We start from the raw sequence: 21,528 nt of genomic DNA, 5'->3' as shown, positions 1-21,528 counted from the left end.
AGTGATCCACTGCACCGCCCCCTCCCCAACCCTCCCCTCAAGGGGGAGGGAGCCCCAGGCCGATGGTGCGGTGTCGATTGACCCACCGACCGCCCCTCCGCATCGCCGGCGTCACCGAAATTCCGCCGTCCGCGCGCGGCATGCGCATTGGTTTGTTCGGCGGCAGCTTCAATCCCGTGCATGCCGGCCATCGTCTCGTGATGCAGCAGATGCTGGTGCGGCTGCGGCTCGATGCGCTTTGGGTGCTGGTCACCCCCGGCAATCCGCTCAAGAACCATGCTGAACTCGCGCCCCTCCGCGACCGGGTGGAAGCCGCCCGCCAGGTGCTGGCTCATCCGCGCGTCCGGGTCACCGGCTTTGAGGCGGCGCTCGGCTTTGCTTATTCCTGGCAGACCGTGCGCTTTTTGTCCCGAACCCTGCCGGATCGGCACTTCGTCTGGATCATGGGTGCCGACAATCTCGCCCAGTTCCATCGCTGGGAGCGCTGGACGGAAATTGCCGCCACCATGCCCATTGCCGTTTATGTGCGCCCCGGCGCCGATCGGGTGGCGCCAGCTTCGCGCGCTGCCCTTGCGCTGCAGCCCTTCCGCATTCCCGAAAGCCAGGCGGGCACCTTGGCCCTGCGCCCGCCACCGGCCTGGGTTTATTTGCATGGCAAGCAATCCACGCTTTCTTCCTCGCAATTGCGCGCGCGAGGGTGTGAAACGCCAAAATAAACACCCCACCTTGCACCCAGGGCTGCAAAAGCGCATATTAGGCCGGTGTGATATAGATCACCCAAGAACAGGAACGATTGCTTGTCGTTTGCAAAGACGCGTGCACATTCCGATCAACAACCAAGGATGCTGACCCAACGCATGACCCATGCCCTGCGAGCATGGGCGGGAGGCCATTGCTGATGGCCACGCTGCCCAATACCTTTTCCCCGTCCCAGACCACGCCGCCAACCGCGCCAACGCGCGCGTTGATCGATGTCGTGCTGGAATGCCTTGACGATGCCAAGGCCGAGGAAACCATCGCCGTCGATATCACCGGCAAGTCATCCCTGGCCGACCATATGGTGGTCACCTCGGGTCGCTCCCAACGCCATGTGGGCGCCGTGGCCGATCAGCTGGTTACCGCCTTGCGCGAAGCTGGCTATGGCAAGCCGCGCATCGAAGGCCTGCCCCATTGCGATTGGGTGCTGGTGGATGCTGGGGATGTGATCGTTCATATCTTCCGCCCCGAAGTGCGCGAGTTCTACAACATCGAGAAGATGTGGCAGGCCGATTTCGCGGCCGACGCTCACTAAGCCGGACCAATCCCGCTCATGCTGGCCGAGATCGCTCGGCCAGCCCAGTTCGGCTTGCCCGGGCGGTGCGTGGCTTTGCCGCGCAGCCGCCAGCGCTGGCCGAGCGAATTTCCATCACGCTGCCATTACCCCGCCTTGGTACTGGTCCATTGACCGCCCCAATGCCTCAATGGACTTCTCTATGCCTCGGCCACTTCCCCCGCTCGCTCCTTCGCATCTGCCCGCCTTGCCTGGCGGAATGGCCCCATGCGCGTGAGCATCGCCGCCGTGGGGCGGATGAAGGCGGGGCCTGAGCGCGAAATGGTCAGCCGTTATCTTGATCGCGCCGTCGGTAGCGGCAAGCCCCTGGCGCTGACGGGCTTTGACGTGACCGAGCTGACAGAATCCCGCGCATCAGCCGCCGCCACCCGCAAAGGCGAAGAAGCCCGCGCCCTCCGCGCCGCCATTCCCGCTGGCGTCGTGGTTGCGCTGGACGAGCGCGGCAAATCCATTGGCTCGGAAGCCTTTGCCGCCCTGGTCGGGCGCTGGCGCGATGAGGGCCGCCCCGCCGTCAGCTTTGTGGTGGGTGGCGCCGATGGCCTGGATCCTGATTTCGTCAAATCTGCCGATCTGGTGCTGAGCTTTTCGCCGCTGACCTGGCCGCATCAATTGGTGCGCATCATGCTGGCCGAGCAGCTTTATCGGGTCACCACCATCCTGTCGGGCCACCCCTATCACCGCGGCGACTGAGACCCGCATTCCTTAAGCAGTGTTAACCTGCGTTTTTTGTCGAGCTTGCTATGGTGCAGCCAAGTGATTCGCCCCAGGGGCAAGCGAGCTAGGAGAGTCAATGTCGGTTTCCTCCGGCGCGAGATGGGGTGTGGTGCTGGCAGTTGTTGCCGCAGCACTGGCCCCGGCCCCGTCGCTGCTGGCGCAGGGCCCGGCGCCCCAGGGCGAGCTTGCCCCGGCGCTGCCCACCGACGCCCCTCCGGCTGCCCCCACCGATATTGCGCCCGGCGCAGCCCCGCCGGTCCCCCCAGCTGCGCCCGACGGGGCCCTTCGTGCCGCGCCAACCACGCCGGAGCTGGGTGTTGATCCCGCCGCCGTGCCGCCGCCGCCTGCCGAGCTGCCTCCTGATCCGGTGACCACTCAGGCCGAACTCGCCAAGCTCGAAGCCTCGATCACCATGAGCAAGGAGCGCGCCGACGAGTTGCGCGCCGAAATCGCCGCCATGCAGGGGGATCGCACCCAGCAAAATGCCGCGCTCATCGCCGCAGCCCAGCGCGTCAAGCTGGCCGAAATCGAAGTGGCCGATATCGAGGAGCGCTTGTCGGGCCTGATTGTGCAGGAGCTCGAAGTGCGCGGCCGGCTCGATGGTGCCGATGCCGAAATGGCCAATGTGCTGGCGGCACTCGAACGCATCTCGCTCAACCCGCCGCCCGCGCTGATCGTCGATCCCGCCGATGCCCTGGGCTCCGCGCGATCGGCCATTCTCATCGCCGCGATCGTGCCCCAGTTGCGCGCCAAGGCCGACGCGGTCACCGCTGATCTGCAGGAACTCACCAAGATCAAGGAAGCGGCGCTCGCCGAAGAAGCGGCGCTGCGCGCCAATTATTCCGTGCTCGAAGAAGAGCAATTGCGCATCGCGACGCTGATTGCCGCGCGCAGCCAGGGCATTGCTGCTGTGTCGGCCGATCTTGAGGCGACCGAACAGGAAGCCATGGCGCTGGCCGCCCGCGCGACAACGCTACGCGAACTGATCGACCAGCTTTCGGCCCGCATCGAGGAAGGCCCGACACCACCCCAGGTCGAGGGAGAGGATGCGGTGCTGACTCCCGAAGCGGTCCAGACCGCGCTTGCCAACACGGCCCGCACCGAGCCGGCGGTGCCTTTTGCCAGTGCCAAGGGGTTCCTGACCTTGCCCGCCAACGGGGTCAAGGTCGTCGATTACGGGGCGGGCGACGGGTTTGGCGGCATCTCGCAGGGCGTTTCGCTGATGACGCGGGCCGAAGCGCAGGTGGTGGCGCCTGCCGATGGCTGGGTGCTCTATACCGGCCCCTACCTCAATTACGGCCAAATCGTCATTCTCAATAGCGGGCAGGGCTATACGATCCTCTTGGCAGGTTTGGAAACGGTGACCGTTTCCATTGGCCAGTTCGTCCTGATGGGCGAGCCGGTGGGCACAATGGGATCACGCACAATTGGACGAACGGTGACCACGAGTGCTGGCAACGCCCAGCCGACGCTTTATATTGAACTGCGACACAACAGCGAACCTCTCGATCCCACCGGCTGGTGGGCAAACCCGACACAAAGTGGATGAAACCCCCATGCGCCTTTCGACCTATCGCGCCGCTGCCCTGACGCTGGCGCTGCTGCTGCCTGCTTCGACGCTTCAGGCGCAGGAAACACCGGTGCCGCCTCCGGCCGAGCAAACGCCCGCGGCCCCGGCTGAAGAGGCTCCCGCTGTTCCCGCTCCCGATCAGTCGCCTGAGCAGGCGCCAGACGCCGAGCCTGCCCCCAGCGGGGAAGAGCCCGAGCCCACGCCGGAAGAGCAAAAGGCCGCGCCGCGCGATCCGCTCGAGGTTTATGCCGATCTCAATCTCTTCGGGGAGATCTTTGATCGCATCCGCTCTGAATATGTCGATGCCCCCGATGAGCAGGAGCTGATCCGCGCCGCCATTCAGGGCATGCTGACATCGCTTGATCCCCATTCGGGCTATCTGCCGCCAGCCGATTATGACGAGATGCGCGAGGATACCTCGGGCGAGTTCGGGGGTCTGGGCATCGAAGTCACCATGGAAGAAGACGTGATCAAGGTGGTGTCCCCCATCGATGATACGCCCGCGGCCCAGGCCGGCATCATGGCCAATGACCTTATTGTCCGTATCGATGGCACCGATGTTCAGGGCCTCAGCCTTGACGAAGCCGTGGGCAAGATGCGCGGCCCGATCGGCACCGCAACCAAGATCACCGTTGTGCGTGAAGGCATCGACGAGCCGCTCGAGTTCGAGTTGACCCGCGCCGTGATCGCTATGCGCGCCGTGCGCTGGTCGCTGGAAGGCGATATTGGCGTGGTGCGCCTGTCGCGCTTCTCCGAACAGGCCTTTGTCGGCATCGAAAATGCGGTCAAGGATATCTATGCCGAACGCGATGGCGTGGCGCCCAAGGGCATCATCCTTGACCTGCGCAACAACCCAGGTGGCCTCGTCGATCAGTCGGTTTATGTCGCCGACGCCTTCCTCAAGCAGGGTGCCGTGGTGATGACCCGTGGTCGCCTGCCACAGGAAAGCGCGCGCTACGACGCCAAGCCTGATCCGCTGGACGCCCAGATCGCCGATGTACCGCTTGTGGTGCTGATCAATGGCGGTTCGGCCTCGGCTTCCGAGATCGTGGCCGGTGCGCTGCAGGACCATAAGCGTGCAACCCTTGTGGGGACGCGCTCCTTCGGCAAGGGCTCGGTGCAGTCGATCATTTCGCTCGGGCCCGATGGCGCGATGCGGCTGACCACGGCTCGCTACTACACGCCCAATAACCGCTCCATCCAGGCGCTGGGCATCACCCCCGATATCGAAGTGCGCCAGGTAGTTCCCGAGGAACTGCAGGGCCGCGACGAGATCATTGGTGAAGCCGGCCTTGCTGGTCACATCACCGTCGAAGGCCAGGAAGAAACCACGGTCGGCTCCTCGGTCTATGTGCCCCAGGACAAGGCCGAGGATGCGCAACTGCAATTCGCGCTGCGCCTGATCAATGGCGAGGAAACCAACGAAGCCTATCCGCCGCGTGCCGAATAAACGTCAACTCGGGTGAATGGCGGGGCACCTGGCCCCGTCGCTTGCCGCCTCCCTTTCCATCCGGACCCTCCTAATGGCCAATGATCTCAGCACGCCGCTGACCGGCCGCAAGCGCCGCGCAGGAGCCGCAAGGCCCGGTTTTCCCGTGGCACGGGTGCTGTTTGGCGTGCTGCTGCTGGCGGCGGGAGGCATTGGCGCCCGGCTTTTGCTGGTTGATGATCCTGAGGGCGGTCGCCCCAGCCGCGAAGTGGCGATCACCAATACCCGCGCCGGCAACGACATCGCGAGTTCGGTCTCCCAGGGTCCAGTGACCATCACCGCCGATCCCGAACAATTCGCCGCCGGCGCTGCGCCCCCCGCCAGTCCAACACCCGCCACCGCCGCCGCGCCTGGTGCAGCCGGCGTGCTGCCCGATCTCAGCGAAGAAACCGCCGAAGGTCCGATCCCGCGCATTTCAGCGACCGGCCAAACCCCGTTCCAGGCCTATGCCCGCCCCGTCGACCGTGCGCTGGTGGGCGGCAAGCCCAGGATTGCGCTCGTGGTCACGGGCCTTGGCATCAACGAGCAGGGCTCGCTCCAGGCCATCGAGCAATTGCCCGACGAGGTCACCCTCGGTTTTGCTCCTTATGGCAAGACGCTGCAAAGCACCGTCGCCGCCGCCCGCGCTGCGGGCCATGAAGTGCTCCTTGAAATCCCGCTCGAGCCCTTTGACTTCCCCCAGAACGATCCGGGTCCCCACACCCTTCTCACCGGCGAAACCACCCAGTCCAACCTTGATCGCCTGTTCTGGCTGATGGCGCGCTTTGGTTGTTATGCCGGGGTGCTCAACAATATGGGCGCGCGCTTTACCGCCTCGGGCGCCGACTTCGCCCCCGTTGTCGAGGAACTGGGCGCGCGTGGCCTGGGCTATCTGGATGACGGCTCCTCCAATCGCTCACTCGCCCCCCAGTTGGCGGGCAGCAACAAGGTACCCTTTGCCCGCGCCGATCTCCTGGTCGACGCCAATCCCGCCCAGGCAGCCATTCTGTCAGCGCTGGGGAGCCTTGAAGCCAAAGCGGTAGAGAATGGTTCGGCAATTGGTATTGTAAGCGCCTTGCCGATTTCGGTTTCCACCATTGCCCAATGGGCCAGCGAACTGGAAAGCCGCGGTGTTGTGCTGGTGCCGGCCACGGCCCTGATGAAGTAGAGTTGTTCCATGTCCGAGCGTCCCACGCGCGAAAGCCTGCCCTATCGTGATTGCGTCGGCATCGCCGTCTTCAATGCGGAGGGCAATGTCTTTATCGGCCGTCGCAAGTTCGAGAACGACCCGGAAAAGTCCGCCGAACACGGCTCGCCCTGGCAAATGCCGCAGGGCGGGATCGATGCGGGCGAGGATCCGCTGCGCGCAGCGCTGCGCGAGCTGCATGAGGAAACCAATATCACGACGGTTAGCCTGCTCGCCGAAGCGCCCGAGTGGATCTATTACGATTTGCCCGATGAAGAACTCGGCGTCGCGCTCAAGGGCCGGTTCCGCGGCCAGCGCCAGCGCTGGTTCGCTTTTGCCTTTACCGGCAATGACAGCGAGATCGATGTGTTGACCCCCGGCGGTGGCAAGCATCCGGCCGAGTTCGACGAATGGCGCTGGGAGCAGTTATCGCGTCTGCCATCCCTGATCGTGCCGTTCAAGAAGGACGCCTATGACAAGGTCGTCGAGGCCTTTGCCGATATCCCGCAGCGCTTCACCCACAGCTAAACGGCAATGAAAACCATCGGCCTCATCGGCGGCATGAGCTGGGAATCCACCGCGCATTACTATGGGGCTCTCAACCGCGAAACGGCCCGGCTACGGGGCGGGCTGCATTCAGCGCCCATTCTCCTGCATTCCCTTGATTTTGCCCCCATTGCCCAGTTGCAGGCCGCAGGGGAGTGGGGCCGCGCTGGCGAGCTGTTGGCGCAAAGCGCCCGCGCGCTCGAAGGGGCAGGGGCCGAGCTGATTGGGCTGGCGACCAACACCATGCACCATGTCGCCGACGCCATCACCGCGGCCATCACTGTGCCCTTTATCCATATCGCCGATCCCACCGCCGATGCGCTGCAGGCGGACGGCATGGAGCGAGTAGGGCTCCTTGGCACCCGCTTCACCATGGAAATGCCGTTCTATCGCGAGCGGCTGGTAGCGCGGGGCCTTGAGGTGCTGGTGCCCGAGGTCGGGCGCACCAATCTGCACGGCATTATCTATGAAGAGCTGTGCCGGGGCATCGTGCGCGAGGAATCGCGCCGGGTTTACGTCTCGGCCATCGAGCTCTTGGCGGCGCGCGGCGCCGATGCGGTGATCCTGGGCTGCACCGAGATCAACATGCTGATCGATGACAGCACCAGCCCCTTGCCGGTCTATGACACGACCGAACTGCACGCCAAGGCGCTTGTTGCTGCGGCCCTGGCCGACTGAAGCGAAAAACGGACCCCAGGAAACAAAAAAGCCCGGCAGTGCCGGGCTTTGGTTTAGTTGGCGTGGGCGCCGTTGAGATAGGACGCTTCCTGCGCCAGGTTCAGCAAGCCGCTGACCACTTCCTGGGCGAAGCTGCGCTCCTCGGGAGTGTTGGCGGCAGCCAGGGTCTGCTCGGCGGTGCGGATGCGCGCCTGCAGGTCTTCCTGGCCCAGTTCGGCAAACGGCACCGATTCTTCGGCAAGGATGGTCAGCCCTTCGGGCGACACATCGGCAAAACCGCCACGCACGAAGAACACAGCCGGCGCACCCGCATCACTGGTGACGGTGATGAAGCCCGTACGCAGGGTAGTCATGAACGGGGCATGGCCCGCCATCACAGTGAAATAGCCTTCGGTGCCGGGAACAGAAACGGCAGTCGCTTGCTGCGACAGCACCAGGCGTTCGGGCGAAACGATCTCGAGCTTGAGGCCTTCAGCCATGCCGGCAATCCTTTGGGCGGTCCGCGCCCGACTGGCCGGGCAGGAGGAGAAACAATGGTCCGGGCAGGGCGCCCGGACCGTTTAGCTTTAGGCGGCCTGTGCGGCCAGCTTCTGGGCCTTGGCCACAGCCATTTCGATGGTGCCGACCATGTAGAAGGCGGCTTCGGGCAGGTGGTCGTATTCGCCGTTCACCAGGCCCTTGAAGCCCTTGATGGTGTCTTCGAGCTGCACGAACACGCCAGGCGAGCCGGTGAACACTTCGGCCACGTCGAAAGGCTGGCTCATGAAGCGCTCGATCTTGCGGGCGCGCGCCACGGTGAGCTTGTCCTCTTCGGAAAGCTCGTCCATGCCAAGGATGGCGATGATATCCTGCAGCGCCTTGTACTTCTGCAGGATTTCCTGCACGCGGCGGGCGGTCTGGTAGTGCTCGTCACCCACCACATTGGGGTCAAGGATGCGCGAGTTGGATGCCAGCGGATCCACGGCCGGGTAGATACCCTTTTCCGAGATAGCGCGGTTCAGCACGGTCACGGCGTCGAAGTGGGCGAACGAGGTCGCGGGTGCCGGGTCAGTCAAGTCGTCGGCAGGCACATACACGGCCTGCACCGAGGTGATCGAGCCCTTGTTGGTCGTGGTGATGCGCTCCTGCATGGCACCCATATCGGTCGCCAGCGTCGGCTGATAACCCACGGCCGAAGGAATGCGGCCCAAGAGAGCCGACATTTCCGAGCCAGCCTGGGTGAAGCGGAAGATGTTGTCCACGAAGAACAGCACGTCCTGACCTTGGTCGCGGAAGTTCTCGGCGACGGTAAGGCCGGTCAGCGCCACGCGGGCACGCGCACCGGGGGGCTCGTTCATCTGGCCGAACACAAGGGCGCACTTGGAGCCAGCGGCAGTGCCACCGTTCTCATGGGGGTCCTTGTTCACGCCCGATTCGATCATTTCGTGGTAAAGGTCGTTGCCTTCGCGGGTGCGTTCACCGACGCCCGCAAACACCGAATAACCACCGTGTGCCTTGGCGACGTTGTTGATCAACTCCTGGATCAGCACGGTCTTGCCAACGCCGGCGCCGCCCATCAGGCCGATCTTGCCGCCGCGAGCATAAGGAGCGAGCAGGTCCACAACCTTGATGCCGGTGACCAGAACCTGTGATTCCGGGCTCTGCTCGGCAAAGCTCGGGGCTTCCTGGTGGATGCCGCGACGCTCGACTTCGCCGATCGGGCCGGCTTCGTCGATGGGCTCGCCGATCACGTTCATGATGCGGCCGAGGGTGGCTTCACCAACGGGAACCGAGATAGCCGAACCGGTATCGATCACCTGGGCGCCGCGCACGAGGCCTTCGGTGGTGTCCATGGCAATGGTGCGCACAGTGTTCTCGCCCAGGTGCTGGGCAACTTCGAGCACCAGGCGTGCACCGTTATTGGTGGTTTCCAGGGAATTCAGGATGGCGGGCAGATGCTCATCGAACGTGACGTCAACAACGGCACCGATGATTTGCGATACGCGACCGACCTTGGTGTCTGCCATTTGTTCGTCCTCGCTTGAAGGTTAGAGCGCTTCCGCGCCCGAAATGATTTCGATGAGTTCTTTGGTGATTTGCGCCTGGCGCTGGCGGTTGTAGCTCAGCTGCAGGGCGTTGATCATTTCACCGGCATTGCGGGTGGCATTGTCCATGGCGCTCATCTGCGCGCCGTAGAACGAGGCGCCGTTTTCCAGCAGCGCCCGGAAGATCTGCACCGAGATGTTGCGCGGCAGCAGGTCCTCGACAATCGCCTCTTCGTTGGGCTCGTATTCATAGATCACGCCGGGAGCGGCCAGCTGGCCTTCGGCGCCGGCCGGCGTTTCGAGCCGGGCGGGAATGATCTGGGTTGCGGTCGGCACCTGGCTGACCACCGAACCGAACTTGGCGTAGAACAGCGTTGCCACGTCGAACTCGCCGGCGGCAAACAGCGCCAGCACGTTCTGCGCGATCTGGTTGGCCTGGGCGAACCCGACCTGCTTGACCTCGCGGAAGCTGACCGTATCGATGATATGGTCAGGGAACTGGCGGCGCAGGATGTCATGGCCCTTGCGGCCCACCGTCAGGATCTTGACGGTCTTGCCTTCGCTCAGCAGCCGGTTGGCATGGTCGCGGGCAAGACGGGCGATGGAAGAGTTGAACCCGCCAGCGAGGCCACGTTCGCCCGTGGCCACGATCAGCAGATGGGTCTGGTCCCGGCCAGTGCCGGCCAGCAGCGGCGGGGCATTGGTTTGGCCCTCATAGACCGCGCCAAGGCTCGCTAGCACCCGACCCATGCGTTCGGCATAGGGGCGGGCGGCTTCGGCGGCGTCCTGGGCGCGGCGCAGCTTGGCCGCCGCCACCATTTGCATGGCCTTGGTGATCTTCTGGGTCGATTTGACCGAGTCGATCCGGTTCTTGAGGTCCTTTAACGACGGCATGGGCCGGTCAACTCCTTGCAGGCTTTAGGCCGCGTAGGTCTTCTTGATGTCATCGAGTGCCGACTTGAGCTTGGCGCGGGTGTCGTCGCTGAGCTGCTTTTCGGACGCGATGGTCGAGAGGATGCCCGAATACTTGCCGCGCATGGCGCCAAGCACGGTCTGCTCGAAATGGCCGACCTTGGAAACGGGGATGGAGTCGAGATAGCCATTGGCGCCGGCAAAGATCACCGCCACCTGCTCTTCGGTCTTGAGCGGGCTGAACTGGGGCTGCTTGAGCAGCTCGGTCAGGCGCGCACCGCGGTTCAGCAAACGCTGGGTCGAGGCATCGAGGTCCGAACCGAACTGGGCGAATGCCGCCATTTCGCGGTACTGCGACAGCTCACCCTTGAGCGAGCCGGCAACCTGCTTCATCGCCTTGATCTGGGCCGAACCGCCCACGCGGCTCACCGACAGACCAACGTTCACGGCCGGGCGGATACCCTGGAAGAACAAATTGGTCTCAAGGAAGATCTGGCCGTCGGTGATCGAGATCACGTTGGTCGGGATATAGGCCGACACGTCGTTGGCCTGGGTTTCGATCACGGGCAGTGCCGTCAGCGAGCCCGAACCATGCGATTCGTTCATCTTGGCGGCGCGCTCAAGCAGGCGGCTATGCAGGTAGAACACGTCGCCGGGGTAAGCTTCGCGCCCGGGCGGACGACGCAGCAGCAGCGACATCTGGCGGTAGGCAACGGCCTGCTTGGTCAGATCGTCATAGGCGATCACGGCATGCATGCCATTGTCGCGGAAGAACTCGCCGATCGCGCAACCGGTGAAGGGCGCGATGTACTGGAGCGGCGCGGGATCGGAAGCGGTTGCCGCGATCACGATGGAATAAGGCAGGGCGCCCGATTCTTCGAGCTGGCGCACGAACTGGGCCACGGTGGAGCGCTTCTGGCCCACGGCGACATAGATGCAGTACAGCTTTTCGCTCTCGGAAGCGCCGGCATCGTGCGCGGGCTTCTGGTTGAGGAAGGTGTCGAGGATGATCGCGGACTTGCCGGTCTGACGGTCGCCAATGATCAGCTCGCGCTGGCCACGGCCAACGGGGATCAGCGCGTCGATGGCCTTGAGGCCGGTCGACATCGGCTCATGCACCGACTTGCGCGGCAGGATGCCGGGAGCCTTGACGTCGACGCGGCGGCGCTCGGTGTATTCAATCGGGCCCTTGCCGTCGATCGGATTGCCCAGGCCGTCAACAACGCGACCCAGCAGGCCCTTGCCCACGGGGGTGTCCACGATGGCGCCGGTACGCTTGACGACGTCGCCTTCCTTGATCGAGCGGTCATTGCCGAAGATCACGACGCCGACATTGTCGGCTTCGAGGTTGAGCGCCATGCCCTTGATGCCGCCCGGGAACTCGACGAGCTCACCGGCCTGCACCTTGTCGAGGCCGTAAACGCGGGCAATACCGTCACCCACGGAAAGCACCTGCCCGACTTCGGAAACCTGGGCTTCCTGGCCGAAATTCTTGATCTGGTCCTTGAGGATCGCAGAAATTTCCGCGGCTTTGATGTCCATTTACCCGACCTCTTTCATGGCGATCTTCATCGCGGTCAATTTTGTCTTGAGCGAAGAATCGATCATCTGTGATCCGACCTTCACCTGAAGGCCGCCGATCAACGAGGGATCGACCGATTGATGGAGCGTGACGGTCTTGCCGATCCGGGCGCGCAACGTCTCGCTCAGGGCATTGGCCTGCTCATGGCTGAGCGGGGTTGCCGAAACCACATCCGCGGTAACTTCGCCGCGCGCGGCAGCTGCCAGTTCCCGGAAGATGGTGATGATGCCGTCCAGTGCGAACAAGCGGCCGTTCTTGGCGACCAGCCGCAGGAAATTGGCCAGCAGGGGGTTGACGGTGGCGCGGGCCAAAAGGGCGTTGAGCGCTTCTGCCTTGGTTTCAGCCGTGATCACCGGGGAACGCAGGAAGCGGGTAAAATCCTCGCTTTCGTTCATCAGCCGGGAAACGTCGGACAGTCCCGTCTCGACCGAAGCGAGCTGGTTCTCGCTCTGCGCCAGATCAAACAGAGCCGACGCGTATGGCCGGGCGATCTGGGTAAGCACTCCACTCTGCGCTGCCAATGCCGCATCACCCTCTTGGTTTACCCGTTCGCTCCGCCGCCTGTCCCGATGGGGAAAGCCGGACGGTGCCAAGGCTTGTTCTTGCTTGAAAAAGGAGCAATCTGCCTGCTCCCTGGAAGTCAGGCCCGCTCTAACATAAGCGGCGCGCGCCTTGCAAGGCTCCCCCTGGGGATTCCACGACGGCGAAAGTGTCGCAGGTATGGCAATTCCATCAGTGTGTCGCTTGGTCGCGGCTCTTTGTTTGGCCTATCGTTGTGACAGTTACATGAAGCTGACGGGATCGATATCCACCTGCACCCGCAAATTGCCGGTTGGGCGTTCGGCGCTTTGCAGCCAGAATCGCACATAGCCCGAGAGGTCGAACTCCTTGCTGCTTTGCACCAGCAGCCGCACGCGGTGGCGGCCGCGCACCATGGCGACCGGCGCATCTGCCGGTCCGAACAAGCGCACCCGCTCGGTCATGGGAGCCGCCGAGAGCAGGCGCCTGGCGAAGTTCATCGCAATGTCAGGCTCGTTGGCTGAAACGATCAGCGCCGCCAGCCGCCCGAACGGGGGCAGGATGCCCGCTTCACGCGCCGCCAGTTCATGAGCGTAAAAGGCCTCGCGGTCGCCCGTCACCATCGCACGCATCACCGCATGATCGGGATGGTAGGTCTGAAGGAACGCCTTGCCAATTTGCGAGGCCCGCCCGGCGCGCCCCGCTACCTGCGTCAGGATCTGGAAGGTGCGCTCGGCCGCGCGCGGATCACCATGGGCAAGGCCCAGATCGGCATCGAGCACCCCCACCACCGATAGTTTGGGGAAGTGATGCCCCTTGGACACCAGCTGGGTGCCGATGATGAGGTCATATTCGCCGCGGGTGATCTCGCTGAACCGCTCGCGCAACTGGGCATTGGTGCCCATGTCCGACGAGAGGATCACCCGGCGCGCATCGGGAAAGCGGGCGGCGGCTTCCTCGGCAATGCGTTCGATGCCCGGCCCCACCGGCACCAGGGCATCGACATCGCCGCAGGCGGCACAGTTTTTTGGCGCCCGAATCTCATGGCCACAATGGTGGCACATCAACACGCCGCGGAACCGGTGTTCCACCAGCCAGGCCGAGCAATCGGGGCATTGATATTGGTGCCCGCAGGAGCGGCAAAGGGTCAGCGGCGCATAGCCGCGCCGGTTGAGGAACAACAGCGCCTGTTCGCCCCGGTCGAGCGCGGCAAATACTTCACGCGCCAGGGTCGGGGCGATCCACTGCCCTTTTTCGGGCCCGTCGAGGCGCATGTCGATGGCGGTGATATTGGGCAGGCTCGCCGCGGCATAGCGGGCCGTCAGCAGCACATGGGCATAGCGGCCGGCATTGGCGTTGTTGCGCGTTTCGACCGAGGGCGTGGCCGAAGACAGGATCACCCGGGCCTTGGCGAAGCGGGCGCGCACAATGGCCATGTCGCGCGCATGGTAGTTGACGCCGTCCGACTGCTTATAGGCGCCGTCATGCTCTTCATCGAGCACCAGCATGCCGAGTTCCCGGAACGGCAGGAAGAGGGCCGAGCGCGCCCCCACCACGGCACGCACCGTGCCATCGAGCACGCCGCGCCAGACCCGGGCGCGCTGCAGCGGCGTCATTTCTGAATGCCACTCGGCCGGACGGGTGCCAAAGCGCTTGGTGAAGCGATCAAGGAAGGTGTGGGTCAGCGCGATTTCGGGCAAGAGGATCAGTGCCTGCCGGCCCACGCGCAGCGTATCGGCCACCGCCTCGAAAAACACTTCCGTCTTGCCACCGCCGGTGACGCCATCAAGCAGCGCCACGCCGAACTCATGGGGATCAAGCGCCGTCACTTGCTCGAGCGCGGCTTGCTGCTCGGGATTGAGGCGCGCCACGCCCTCGTCCGGATCGGGCGGCAAGGCGACGGGCGGGGGCGGGATTTCGAGCTTTTCCAGCGCGCCGGCGCGTTCCAGCCCATCCAGCACCGATTGCGACACGCCGGCGGCCCCCAGTAGCGCGGCCCGGGGCAGGGGCATATCATCGGTCAGCGTATCGAGCACGCGTAGGCGGGCCGGGGTCAGTTTTTCCGGCTCATAGCCGGTGCGGCGATAAGCGATAACCGGGCGGGGCGGATCGAGCGCTTCGCTCGAGCGCAGGACCGCCCGCAGCACCTGTCCCGGCGGCGCCAGCGTATAGCGCGCCACCCAATCGACGAGCTTGAGCAGTTCTTCCGACAGCGGGGGCACGTCATAGCTTTGGGCAATCGCGCGCAGCCGATTATGGGCAATCGTATCCTTGGGCGGTCCCCAGACCACGCCCAGCGTCAGGCGCGGGCCCAGCGGCACCGCCACGATCGAGCCGCGTTCAACCCGCATGCCTGGCGGCACGCTATAGGAATAGGGGCCCTCAACGGCTACCCCCACCATCACCGCTACGATATCTGGATGCTCGGTCATTTGTGCTTGTTCTGTTCGCATCCGCTACATAGGAAGCGCAAGTGATTCTGCCAAAGCCGCTACCCTTTGCTAACGCCCGCAGGCTAGCTTGAAGCCATGACCGACACCGCTTTTGCCACCGATGAATTCGTGCGCCTGCAGCTCTCGCTCTGGCAGCGCGAGCTTGGCGCGGTGCGGCGGCTCGCCGAAAACACGCTCGAGGCCTATGGCCGCGATCTCGATCAGTTCCTGAGTTTTCTGGCCGGTCACACCGGCGGTCCGGTGACCCTCCTCACCCTTAGGGAGTTGCGGGCCGCCGATATCCGCGCCTTCATGGCGCAGCGCCGATCGGAAAGCCTGGGCTCGCGCTCGCTGGCACGGGTGCTTTCGGCCCTCAAATCCTTTTTTCGCTTCCTTGAGCGTGAAGGCGTGCTCACGACCGAAGCGCTTAACGTCATTCGTACGCCCAAGCAGCCGCGGGGCCTGCCCAAGGCGCTGACCGTGCCCGAAGCGCGCGATGCCATTGCCACCACCGGGCAAATGGAAGAGCGACCATGGGTCGCGGCACGCGACATGGCAGTGCTCTCGCTTTGCTATGGCGCGGGCCTGCGCATCTCGGAGGCGCTGGCGATCAAGTCCGGCGACCTCGAAGGGGAAGCGCTGCGCGTCACCGGCAAGGGCGGCAAGGTGCGCATGGTGCCCCTGATCGGACCGGTGCACAAAGCCATCGCGCTTTACCGCGAGCTTTGCCCGTTCAAGCTCTGGCCGGAGGATCAGCTGTTCCGGGGCGTCAAAGGCGGCGTGCTGTCACCCCGTTTGATCCAACTGCGGGTGGAACAATTGCGCGGCGCTCTTGGCTTGCCGCAATCGGCAACGCCCCACGCGCTACGCCATTCCTTTGCCACCCATCTCCTCAGCCGGGGCGGGGATCTGCGCGCCATCCAGGAGCTGCTGGGGCATGCCTCGCTTTCAACCACCCAGATCTATACGGCAGTCGATACCGATCGACTGCTGGAAAGCTATCGCAAGGCCCATCCACGCGGGTGATCCGCCTGTCGCTAGCCCGTTTATCGGCCGCGCGCATGCTGTGCGCCGGGCTCAACTCGCGCTAAGTTGCCGCGAGCACAAAGGAGAGATCAGTGAAAGCGATCAACAAGCCATTGCCGGCCATCGCCTGCGTCCTGGTGCTGATGGGCAGCACGCTCGGATCGGCCTTTGGCGACAAGCTCTCCAATTCCCTTGAGCCCGCGCCCAGCGCCGGCACCGCCGCTGATACCGGCGCTATCGACTGGGGCGACGATGCCGGCGAATGGGCCAATGATGGCGAGTGCGATGATCCGCGTTTCGAGGGCCAAGGCGTAGCCGTCGAACTGCTCGAGGCTGACCGGCTGCATGACGCCACCGATTGTCGTACGGCATTTGAAGCGGGGCGGATCACCTTGCGGCAGGGGAATGCGGCCAATCCACCCGCGGCGCCGGATTTTGGCGATAACACCAGCCAATGGGCCAATGACCACGAATGCGATGATCCGCGCTTTGAGGGTGCCGGTGTCGCGGACGAATTGCTCGAGGTCGACCGCATGCATGACGCGGCCGATTGCCGTGCCGCCTTTGAGGCCGGCACCATCACCCTGCGCGATCCCAATGCGCCCCCGCCGGTCACCCAGTTCGATTATGGCAGCGATACCAGCCGCTGGGCCAATGACGGGGAATGTGATGACCCGCGCTTTCGCGGCGAAGGGACGAGCAAGAAGCTCCTCTCCGAAGACATCCAGGCCGACGCCACCGATTGCCGGACGCTGGAGAGCGAGGGCAAGGTCGCCATCCGCGCCGTGTACCAGCCCAGCTACCAGGCCGGGGCACCCTATCCGACCGAGGGCATCGATTTTGGCGACAACACGTCCGAATACGCCAATGACGATGAATGCGACGACCCGCGCTTTGAAGGGCCGGGGGCGGCGCTGAACCGGTTCGAAGAACATGCCATGCATGACAGCGCCGATTGCAAGGCCGCGTTTGAAGCCGGCTCCGTGGCGCTGGTGGAGCCGAACTAGGTTCTTTCAAATGCAAACGGCGGGTCCATGACCCGCCGTTTGCTCATTCCAGTGCCGTGCGTCACGCCGCGCGGCGCTCGACCATCATCTTCTTGATTTCGGCGATAGCCTTGGCCGGGTTCAGCCCCTTGGGGCAGACCTTGGCGCAGTTCATGATGGTGTGGCAGCGATACAGCTTGAACGGATCCTCGAGGTCGTCGAGCCGCTCCTGGGTGGTTTCGTCGCGCGAATCGATCAGCCAGCGATAGGCCTGCAGCAGCGCCGCCGGTCCCAGATACTTCTCTCCGTTCCACCAATAGCTGGGGCAGGAGGTGGAGCAGCAGGCGCACAGGATGCACTCATAAAGCCCGTCGAGCTTGGCGCGCTCGGGCACCGACTGCGTCCATTCCTTGGTCGGAGTTGGCGAAGTGGTCTTGAGCCAGGGCTCGATGGCGCGGTGCTGCGCGTAGAAATTGGAAAGGTCCGGCACCAGGTCCTTGACCACCGGCATATGGGGCAGGGGGTAAACCTTGATCGGCCCGGCCGAGTCATCCATGCCCTTGGTGCAGGCCAAGGTATTGAGCCCGTTGATGTTCATCGAGCACGACCCGCAGATGCCTTCGCGGCAGGAGCGGCGCAGGGTCAGGGTGGGATCGACCTTGTTCTTGATATAGAGCAGCCCATCGAGCACCATTGGGCCGCAATCATCGAGATCGACGAAATAGGTGTCGATGCGCGGATTGTCGCCCAGATCGGGATCATAGCGATAGATCTGGTATTCCCGCAGGCGCTTGGCGCTCTGCGGCTTGGGCCAGGTCTTGCCCTTGAGCGGGCGATCGGCCTTTCGGAGCGTCAGCTCGGCCATGATGCGTCTTCCTCTCTTAAGCGCCGCTGCGGCGGCACTGAGCTTGGTCTCGATCCAGTATGCTGCACGAGGCTACCCGTCGCCCGCCTAGTATACGCGCGCCTTGGGCGCGATCTTCTTCAAATCAATGCCATCGGTCAGCGGGTCCACATGGACGGGGCGATAGCCCAGCCGCACGGCACCGGTATCGGTGTCGATCCAGCTCAGCGTGTGCTTGCGCCAGTTGACGTCGTCGCGCGACGGGAAATCCTCGCGGGCATGGGCGCCGCGCGATTCGTGCCGCGCTTCGGCCGACACCACGGTGACCATGGCATTGGCCATCAGGTTTTCGAGCTCGAGCGTTTCCACCAGATCCGAATTCCAGATCAGCGAGCGATCCGACACGCGCACATCGGCCATCTGGTTATAGATGGCGCTCATGCGCTGCACGCCCGATTGCAGGGTTTCGCCGGTGCGGAACACGGCGGCATCTTCCTGCATGGTGCGCTGCATGGCTTCGCGTAGGTCGGCCGTCGGCTGGTTGCCATTGGCGTTCCGCAAGCGATCGAAGCGGGCCAGGATCTTGTCGTCCTGGCTCTTGCTGATCGCGGGCACGGGGGCCGTGCGATCGAGCACCTTGCCGGCGCGCAGGGCGGCGGCGCGGCCGAACACCACGAGGTCGGTCAGCGAATTGGAGCCGAGCCGGTTGGCGCCATGCACCGAAGCGCAGGCCGCTTCGCCCACGGCCATCAGGCCGGGCACGACGCGGTCGGGCTCGCTTTCGGTGGGGGAAAGCACTTCGCCATGATAGTTCGCGGGAATGCCGCCCATATTGTAATGCACGGTCGGCAGCACCGGGATCGGCTCGCGCGTCAGATCGACGCCGGCGAAGATCTTTGCCGATTCGGTGATGCCGGGCAGGCGCTCATGGAGCACTTTGGGATCAAGGTGATCGAGGTGAAGGAAGATGTGGTCCTTCTTGGGGCCCACGCCCCGCCCTTCACGGATCTCGAGCGTCATGCAGCGGCTCACGACGTCGCGTGAGGCGAGATCCTTGGCATTGGGGGCATAGCGCTCCATGAAGCGCTCGCCTTCCGAATTGGTGAGATAGCCGCCTTCGCCGCGCGCGCCTTCGGTGATCAGCACGCCCGCGCCATAGATGCCGGTCGGATGGAACTGCACGAATTCCATGTCCTGGAGCGGCAGGCCGGCGCGCGCCACCATGCCATTGCCGTCGCCGGTGCAGGTATGGGCTGATGTCGCCGAGAAATAGGAGCGGCCATAGCCACCGGTCGCCAAGACGACGAGCTTGGCGCGGAAGCGGTGCATGGTGCCATCATCGAGCTTCCAGGCCATCACACCCTGGCACGAGCCATCCTCGCCCATGATCAGGTCGAGCGCGAAATACTCGATGAAGAACTGCGCGTCGTTGCGCAGCGACTGGCCATAGAGCGTATGGAGAATGGCGTGGCCGGTGCGGTCGGCGGCGGCGCAGGTGCGCTGCACCGGCGGGCCTTCGCCATATTCGGTCATGTGCCCGCCAAAGGGGCGCTGGTAGATCTTGCCCGCCTCGGTGCGCGAAAACGGCACGCCATAATGCTCGAGCTCATAGATCGCCGCGGGTGCTTCGCGCGCCAGATACTCCATCGCGTCATTGTCGCCCAGCCAGTCCGACCCCTTGACGGTGTCGTACATGTGCCACTGCCAGCTATCGGGGCCCATATTGGAGAGCGAAGCGGCAATGCCGCCCTGCGCGGCCACGGTGTGGCTGCGGGTGGGGAAGACCTTGGTGATGCAGGCGGTGTTGAAGCCCTGTTCGGCCATGCCCAGGGTCGCGCGGAGGCCGGCGCCACCGGCCCCTACCACCACCACGTCGAATTCGTGGTCGATGATCTCATAGGTGGAAGCCATCAGCCACTAACCCCAGAATACAAGCTTGAGAATGGAGAACACGCCGATCACGGCGATCGCCAGTGTCCACATGGTGTTGAGCATCATGTAAAGGCTATAGGTGCGGCCGGCGAAATAGTCTTCGAGGATATCGCGCATGCCATTGTGCATGTGCAGCGTCACGATCACGAGCAGCACGGCAAAGGGCAGGCCGATCCAGGCATTGCCGATCACCTCGACCATCTCGGCGCGGTCCTGGCCGGCGAGGCGCACCACGATGAAGATCAAAAAGCCCAGGAACACGATATTGCTGACGCCTGAGAGGCGCTGCAGGATGAAGTGGCTCGTCGAGGAGCGCGCATCCCCATATTTGCTTTTGGGATTGGCGATGGTGGCCTTGGAAATGATCTGTTCGCGCATCAGCGGCCAACCCACACGAAAATGGTCCAGACAACGAGGGTGAGGACAACCGAGGCCACGAGATTGGCCCAGCTCAGCGCCTCGCGCTGGCCGGCCTCATGGCCATAGATCAGGTCCCACACATAATGGCGCAAACCGCCCAGCATGTGGTGGATCAACGACCAGGTATAGCCAAACAGCACCAGCTGCCCGAGCCATGAGCCGTAGATGGCATTGACGACATTGAGGGGTTCCTCGCCCCAGGCGGCGGCGGCCAGCCACAGCACCAGCAGGGACGAGCCCGCATAATTGGCAATGCCGGTCGCACGATGAACGATCGACATCGTCATCGTGATGGTCCAGCGATAGATTTGCAGATGGGGGGAGATCGGACGGGGTCTAACCGGCAATGCAGCCTCGCTGGCGCGGCAGAGCCGCTGCAGTTTGGAATAGTTCAAGACTTCTAGCGTCGAGCTGTCGCAAGGTCAAAGCCCGAAAACGTCTTGCAGGGATAAACTTTCGCCGCAATTGACCAATGTTGCCTCCTCGGCCGATCCCGCGCGGTTTGCGATGCCCAGGGCCATGGGCTAGAACGCCGGGGCAGAATCAAAGGGGCCGGCGTGAGCAAGCGGATCAAGGACGTTACTGTTGAAACCCTGGCCAATAACTGGGGCACGCTCACCAAGGCCAGCTTTGACTACCAGCGCAGCGATGGTTCCTGGCAGCATCAGGTGCGCGAATGCTATGACCATGGTCATGGAGCGGCCATTCTCCTGTTCGAGCCGGACGCGCAGACGGTCATCCTCATCCGCCAGTTCCGCTATCCCGTGTTTGCCGCCGGTGATCCAGCCTTCCTCGTCGAGGTTTGTGCCGGGCTTGTCGACAACGATGCGCCCCAAACCGCGGTGATGCGCGAGGCGCTGGAAGAAACCGGCTACGAGCCCTTCGGTGTCGAGCATATGTTCGACGCTTATATGAGCCCGGGCTCGGTGCAGGAAAAAGTCAGCTGCTATCTCGGGCTTTACCACGCCGGCTCGGCCGCCGCGGGCGGGGGGCTCGCCGATGAGGGCGAGGATATTGAAGTGCTCGAGCTGCCGCTCGCGGAAGCGCTCGCCATGATCGGCCGGGGCGAGATCATCGATGGCAAGACCATCATGATGCTGCAATGGCTGGCGCTTGAGCGGCGCTAGTAGTCGACCAGCTTCTTGTCGGGATCATAGGGCTGGTCCGGGGCGACCCTAGTCACCGCCTGCCCGCAGCGCATCTTCTTGCTGAAGGCATCATAGGCATAGGTGGGCGAGCCATGCAGGCTCCAGCCTTCCGAAAGCGCCTTGGTGACCTTGTGACAAAAACTCGCGTCGTCCTCACCCGACAAAAACCGGTAGATAATCATGCATGCCACCGATGCGCTGGCGCTATCGC

The 21,528-nt window shown here is 63.9% G+C and carries 22 protein-coding genes; 11 read left to right on the top strand and 11 right to left on the bottom strand.

Translation table 11 applies throughout. From position 1 onward, the window contains the following. Positions 1-77 precede the first annotated feature (77 nt). The 8 genes from HRQ64_RS16880 (at position 78) to HRQ64_RS16845 (ending at position 7,492) form a co-directional block, all read left to right on the top strand. A complete protein-coding gene (locus tag HRQ64_RS16880; protein ID WP_349236721.1) occupies positions 78-716 on the top strand; it encodes a nicotinate-nucleotide adenylyltransferase in 639 nt (212 codons plus the stop codon). Between the two features lie 182 nt (positions 717-898). Further along, complete coding sequence (gene rsfS / locus HRQ64_RS16875; protein WP_172124527.1) at positions 899-1,291, top strand: ribosome silencing factor; 393 nt, start codon at positions 899-901, stop codon at positions 1,289-1,291. 246 nt (positions 1,292-1,537) lie between these two features. Beyond that, positions 1,538-2,020, top strand: a complete 483-nt coding sequence (rlmH, locus tag HRQ64_RS16870; RefSeq protein ID WP_172124525.1) for a 23S rRNA (pseudouridine(1915)-N(3))-methyltransferase RlmH — start codon at positions 1,538-1,540, stop codon at positions 2,018-2,020. A 100-nt stretch (positions 2,021-2,120) separates the two neighbouring features. Beyond that, entirely contained in the window at positions 2,121-3,593 is a 1,473-nt protein-coding gene (locus HRQ64_RS20405; RefSeq protein WP_172124523.1) for a peptidoglycan DD-metalloendopeptidase family protein, read from the top strand. 7 nt (positions 3,594-3,600) lie between these two features. After that, positions 3,601-5,064: a S41 family peptidase gene (locus HRQ64_RS16860; RefSeq protein WP_172124521.1), complete on the top strand. Its 1,464-nt coding sequence runs from the start codon at positions 3,601-3,603 to the stop codon at positions 5,062-5,064. 73 nt (positions 5,065-5,137) lie between these two features. Then, positions 5,138-6,250: a divergent polysaccharide deacetylase family protein gene (locus HRQ64_RS16855; protein ID WP_172124519.1), complete on the top strand. Its 1,113-nt coding sequence runs from the start codon at positions 5,138-5,140 to the stop codon at positions 6,248-6,250. Between the two features lie 9 nt (positions 6,251-6,259). Continuing rightward, complete coding sequence (locus HRQ64_RS16850; RefSeq protein ID WP_172124517.1) at positions 6,260-6,796, top strand: RNA pyrophosphohydrolase; 537 nt, start codon at positions 6,260-6,262, stop codon at positions 6,794-6,796. A gap of 6 nt (positions 6,797-6,802) precedes the next feature. Then, entirely contained in the window at positions 6,803-7,492 is a 690-nt protein-coding gene (locus HRQ64_RS16845; RefSeq protein ID WP_172124515.1) for an aspartate/glutamate racemase family protein, read from the top strand. A 53-nt stretch (positions 7,493-7,545) separates the two neighbouring features. Here the strand turns inward: HRQ64_RS16845 and HRQ64_RS16840 are convergent, their stop codons facing one another. The 6 genes from HRQ64_RS16840 to HRQ64_RS16815 form a co-directional block, all read right to left on the bottom strand. Further along, on the bottom strand, positions 7,546-7,971 hold the full coding sequence (locus HRQ64_RS16840; RefSeq protein WP_172124513.1) for a F0F1 ATP synthase subunit epsilon: 426 nt from the start codon (positions 7,969-7,971) through the stop codon (positions 7,546-7,548). Positions 7,972-8,058: 87 nt separating this feature from the next. Then, complete coding sequence (gene atpD / locus HRQ64_RS16835) at positions 8,059-9,498, bottom strand: F0F1 ATP synthase subunit beta (RefSeq protein ID WP_127754211.1); 1,440 nt, start codon at positions 9,496-9,498, stop codon at positions 8,059-8,061. Positions 9,499-9,519: 21 nt separating this feature from the next. Then, entirely contained in the window at positions 9,520-10,410 is an 891-nt protein-coding gene (locus HRQ64_RS16830) for a F0F1 ATP synthase subunit gamma (protein ID WP_172124511.1), read from the bottom strand. Between the two features lie 24 nt (positions 10,411-10,434). Further along, complete coding sequence (gene atpA / locus HRQ64_RS16825; RefSeq protein ID WP_172124509.1) at positions 10,435-11,970, bottom strand: F0F1 ATP synthase subunit alpha; 1,536 nt, start codon at positions 11,968-11,970, stop codon at positions 10,435-10,437. Next, a complete protein-coding gene (locus tag HRQ64_RS16820) occupies positions 11,971-12,531 on the bottom strand; it encodes a F0F1 ATP synthase subunit delta (protein ID WP_172124507.1) in 561 nt (186 codons plus the stop codon). Between the two features lie 261 nt (positions 12,532-12,792). Beyond that, positions 12,793-14,961 carry a primosomal protein N' gene (locus tag HRQ64_RS16815; protein WP_172124505.1) on the bottom strand — a complete coding sequence of 723 codons (2,169 nt, stop codon included), beginning with the start codon at positions 14,959-14,961 and terminating at the stop codon, positions 12,793-12,795. A 96-nt stretch (positions 14,962-15,057) separates the two neighbouring features. Here HRQ64_RS16815 and HRQ64_RS16810 point away from each other — a divergent pair, with 96 nt between their 5' ends. After that, positions 15,058-15,987 carry a tyrosine recombinase XerC gene (locus HRQ64_RS16810; protein ID WP_172124503.1) on the top strand — a complete coding sequence of 310 codons (930 nt, stop codon included), beginning with the start codon at positions 15,058-15,060 and terminating at the stop codon, positions 15,985-15,987. A gap of 92 nt (positions 15,988-16,079) precedes the next feature. Further along, positions 16,080-16,994 carry a hypothetical protein gene (locus HRQ64_RS16805; RefSeq protein ID WP_172124501.1) on the top strand — a complete coding sequence of 305 codons (915 nt, stop codon included), beginning with the start codon at positions 16,080-16,082 and terminating at the stop codon, positions 16,992-16,994. Between the two features lie 61 nt (positions 16,995-17,055). Here HRQ64_RS16805 and HRQ64_RS16800 read toward each other — a convergent pair whose 3' ends face one another. The 4 genes from HRQ64_RS16800 to sdhC all read right to left on the bottom strand — a co-directional run bounded on the left by HRQ64_RS16800 (position 17,056) and on the right by sdhC (position 20,516). Next, positions 17,056-17,838 (bottom strand): succinate dehydrogenase iron-sulfur subunit, encoded by a 783-nt coding sequence (locus tag HRQ64_RS16800; protein WP_127754204.1) that lies wholly within the window; start codon positions 17,836-17,838, stop codon positions 17,056-17,058. A gap of 87 nt (positions 17,839-17,925) precedes the next feature. Further along, a complete protein-coding gene (gene sdhA, locus HRQ64_RS16795; protein ID WP_172124498.1) occupies positions 17,926-19,728 on the bottom strand; it encodes a succinate dehydrogenase flavoprotein subunit in 1,803 nt (600 codons plus the stop codon). A 6-nt stretch (positions 19,729-19,734) separates the two neighbouring features. Beyond that, positions 19,735-20,127: a succinate dehydrogenase, hydrophobic membrane anchor protein gene (gene sdhD, locus HRQ64_RS16790; protein WP_172124495.1), complete on the bottom strand. Its 393-nt coding sequence runs from the start codon at positions 20,125-20,127 to the stop codon at positions 19,735-19,737. Beyond that, positions 20,127-20,516: a succinate dehydrogenase, cytochrome b556 subunit gene (gene sdhC, locus HRQ64_RS16785; protein ID WP_172125132.1), complete on the bottom strand. Its 390-nt coding sequence runs from the start codon at positions 20,514-20,516 to the stop codon at positions 20,127-20,129. The genes sdhD and sdhC overlap by 1 nt, the downstream gene beginning before the upstream one ends. Before the next feature lie 210 nt (positions 20,517-20,726). Here sdhC and HRQ64_RS16780 point away from each other — a divergent pair, with 210 nt between their 5' ends. Continuing rightward, a complete protein-coding gene (locus tag HRQ64_RS16780) occupies positions 20,727-21,296 on the top strand; it encodes an NUDIX domain-containing protein (protein WP_172124492.1) in 570 nt (189 codons plus the stop codon). On the opposite strand, the gene HRQ64_RS16775 is transcribed toward HRQ64_RS16780, so the two are convergent. Further along, a complete protein-coding gene (locus HRQ64_RS16775) occupies positions 21,293-21,499 on the bottom strand; it encodes a DUF1737 domain-containing protein (protein WP_127754200.1) in 207 nt (68 codons plus the stop codon). The genes HRQ64_RS16780 and HRQ64_RS16775 overlap by 4 nt on opposite strands. Between the last annotated feature and the right edge of the window lie 29 nt (positions 21,500-21,528).

The sequence above is a fragment of the Devosia sp. 919 genome (assembly GCF_013185965.1).
Classification (GTDB): Bacteria; Pseudomonadota; Alphaproteobacteria; order Rhizobiales; family Devosiaceae; genus Devosia.
The sequence above is the reverse complement of the archived record's forward strand: the minus strand, read 5'-3'. Positions and strand labels throughout refer to the sequence as shown.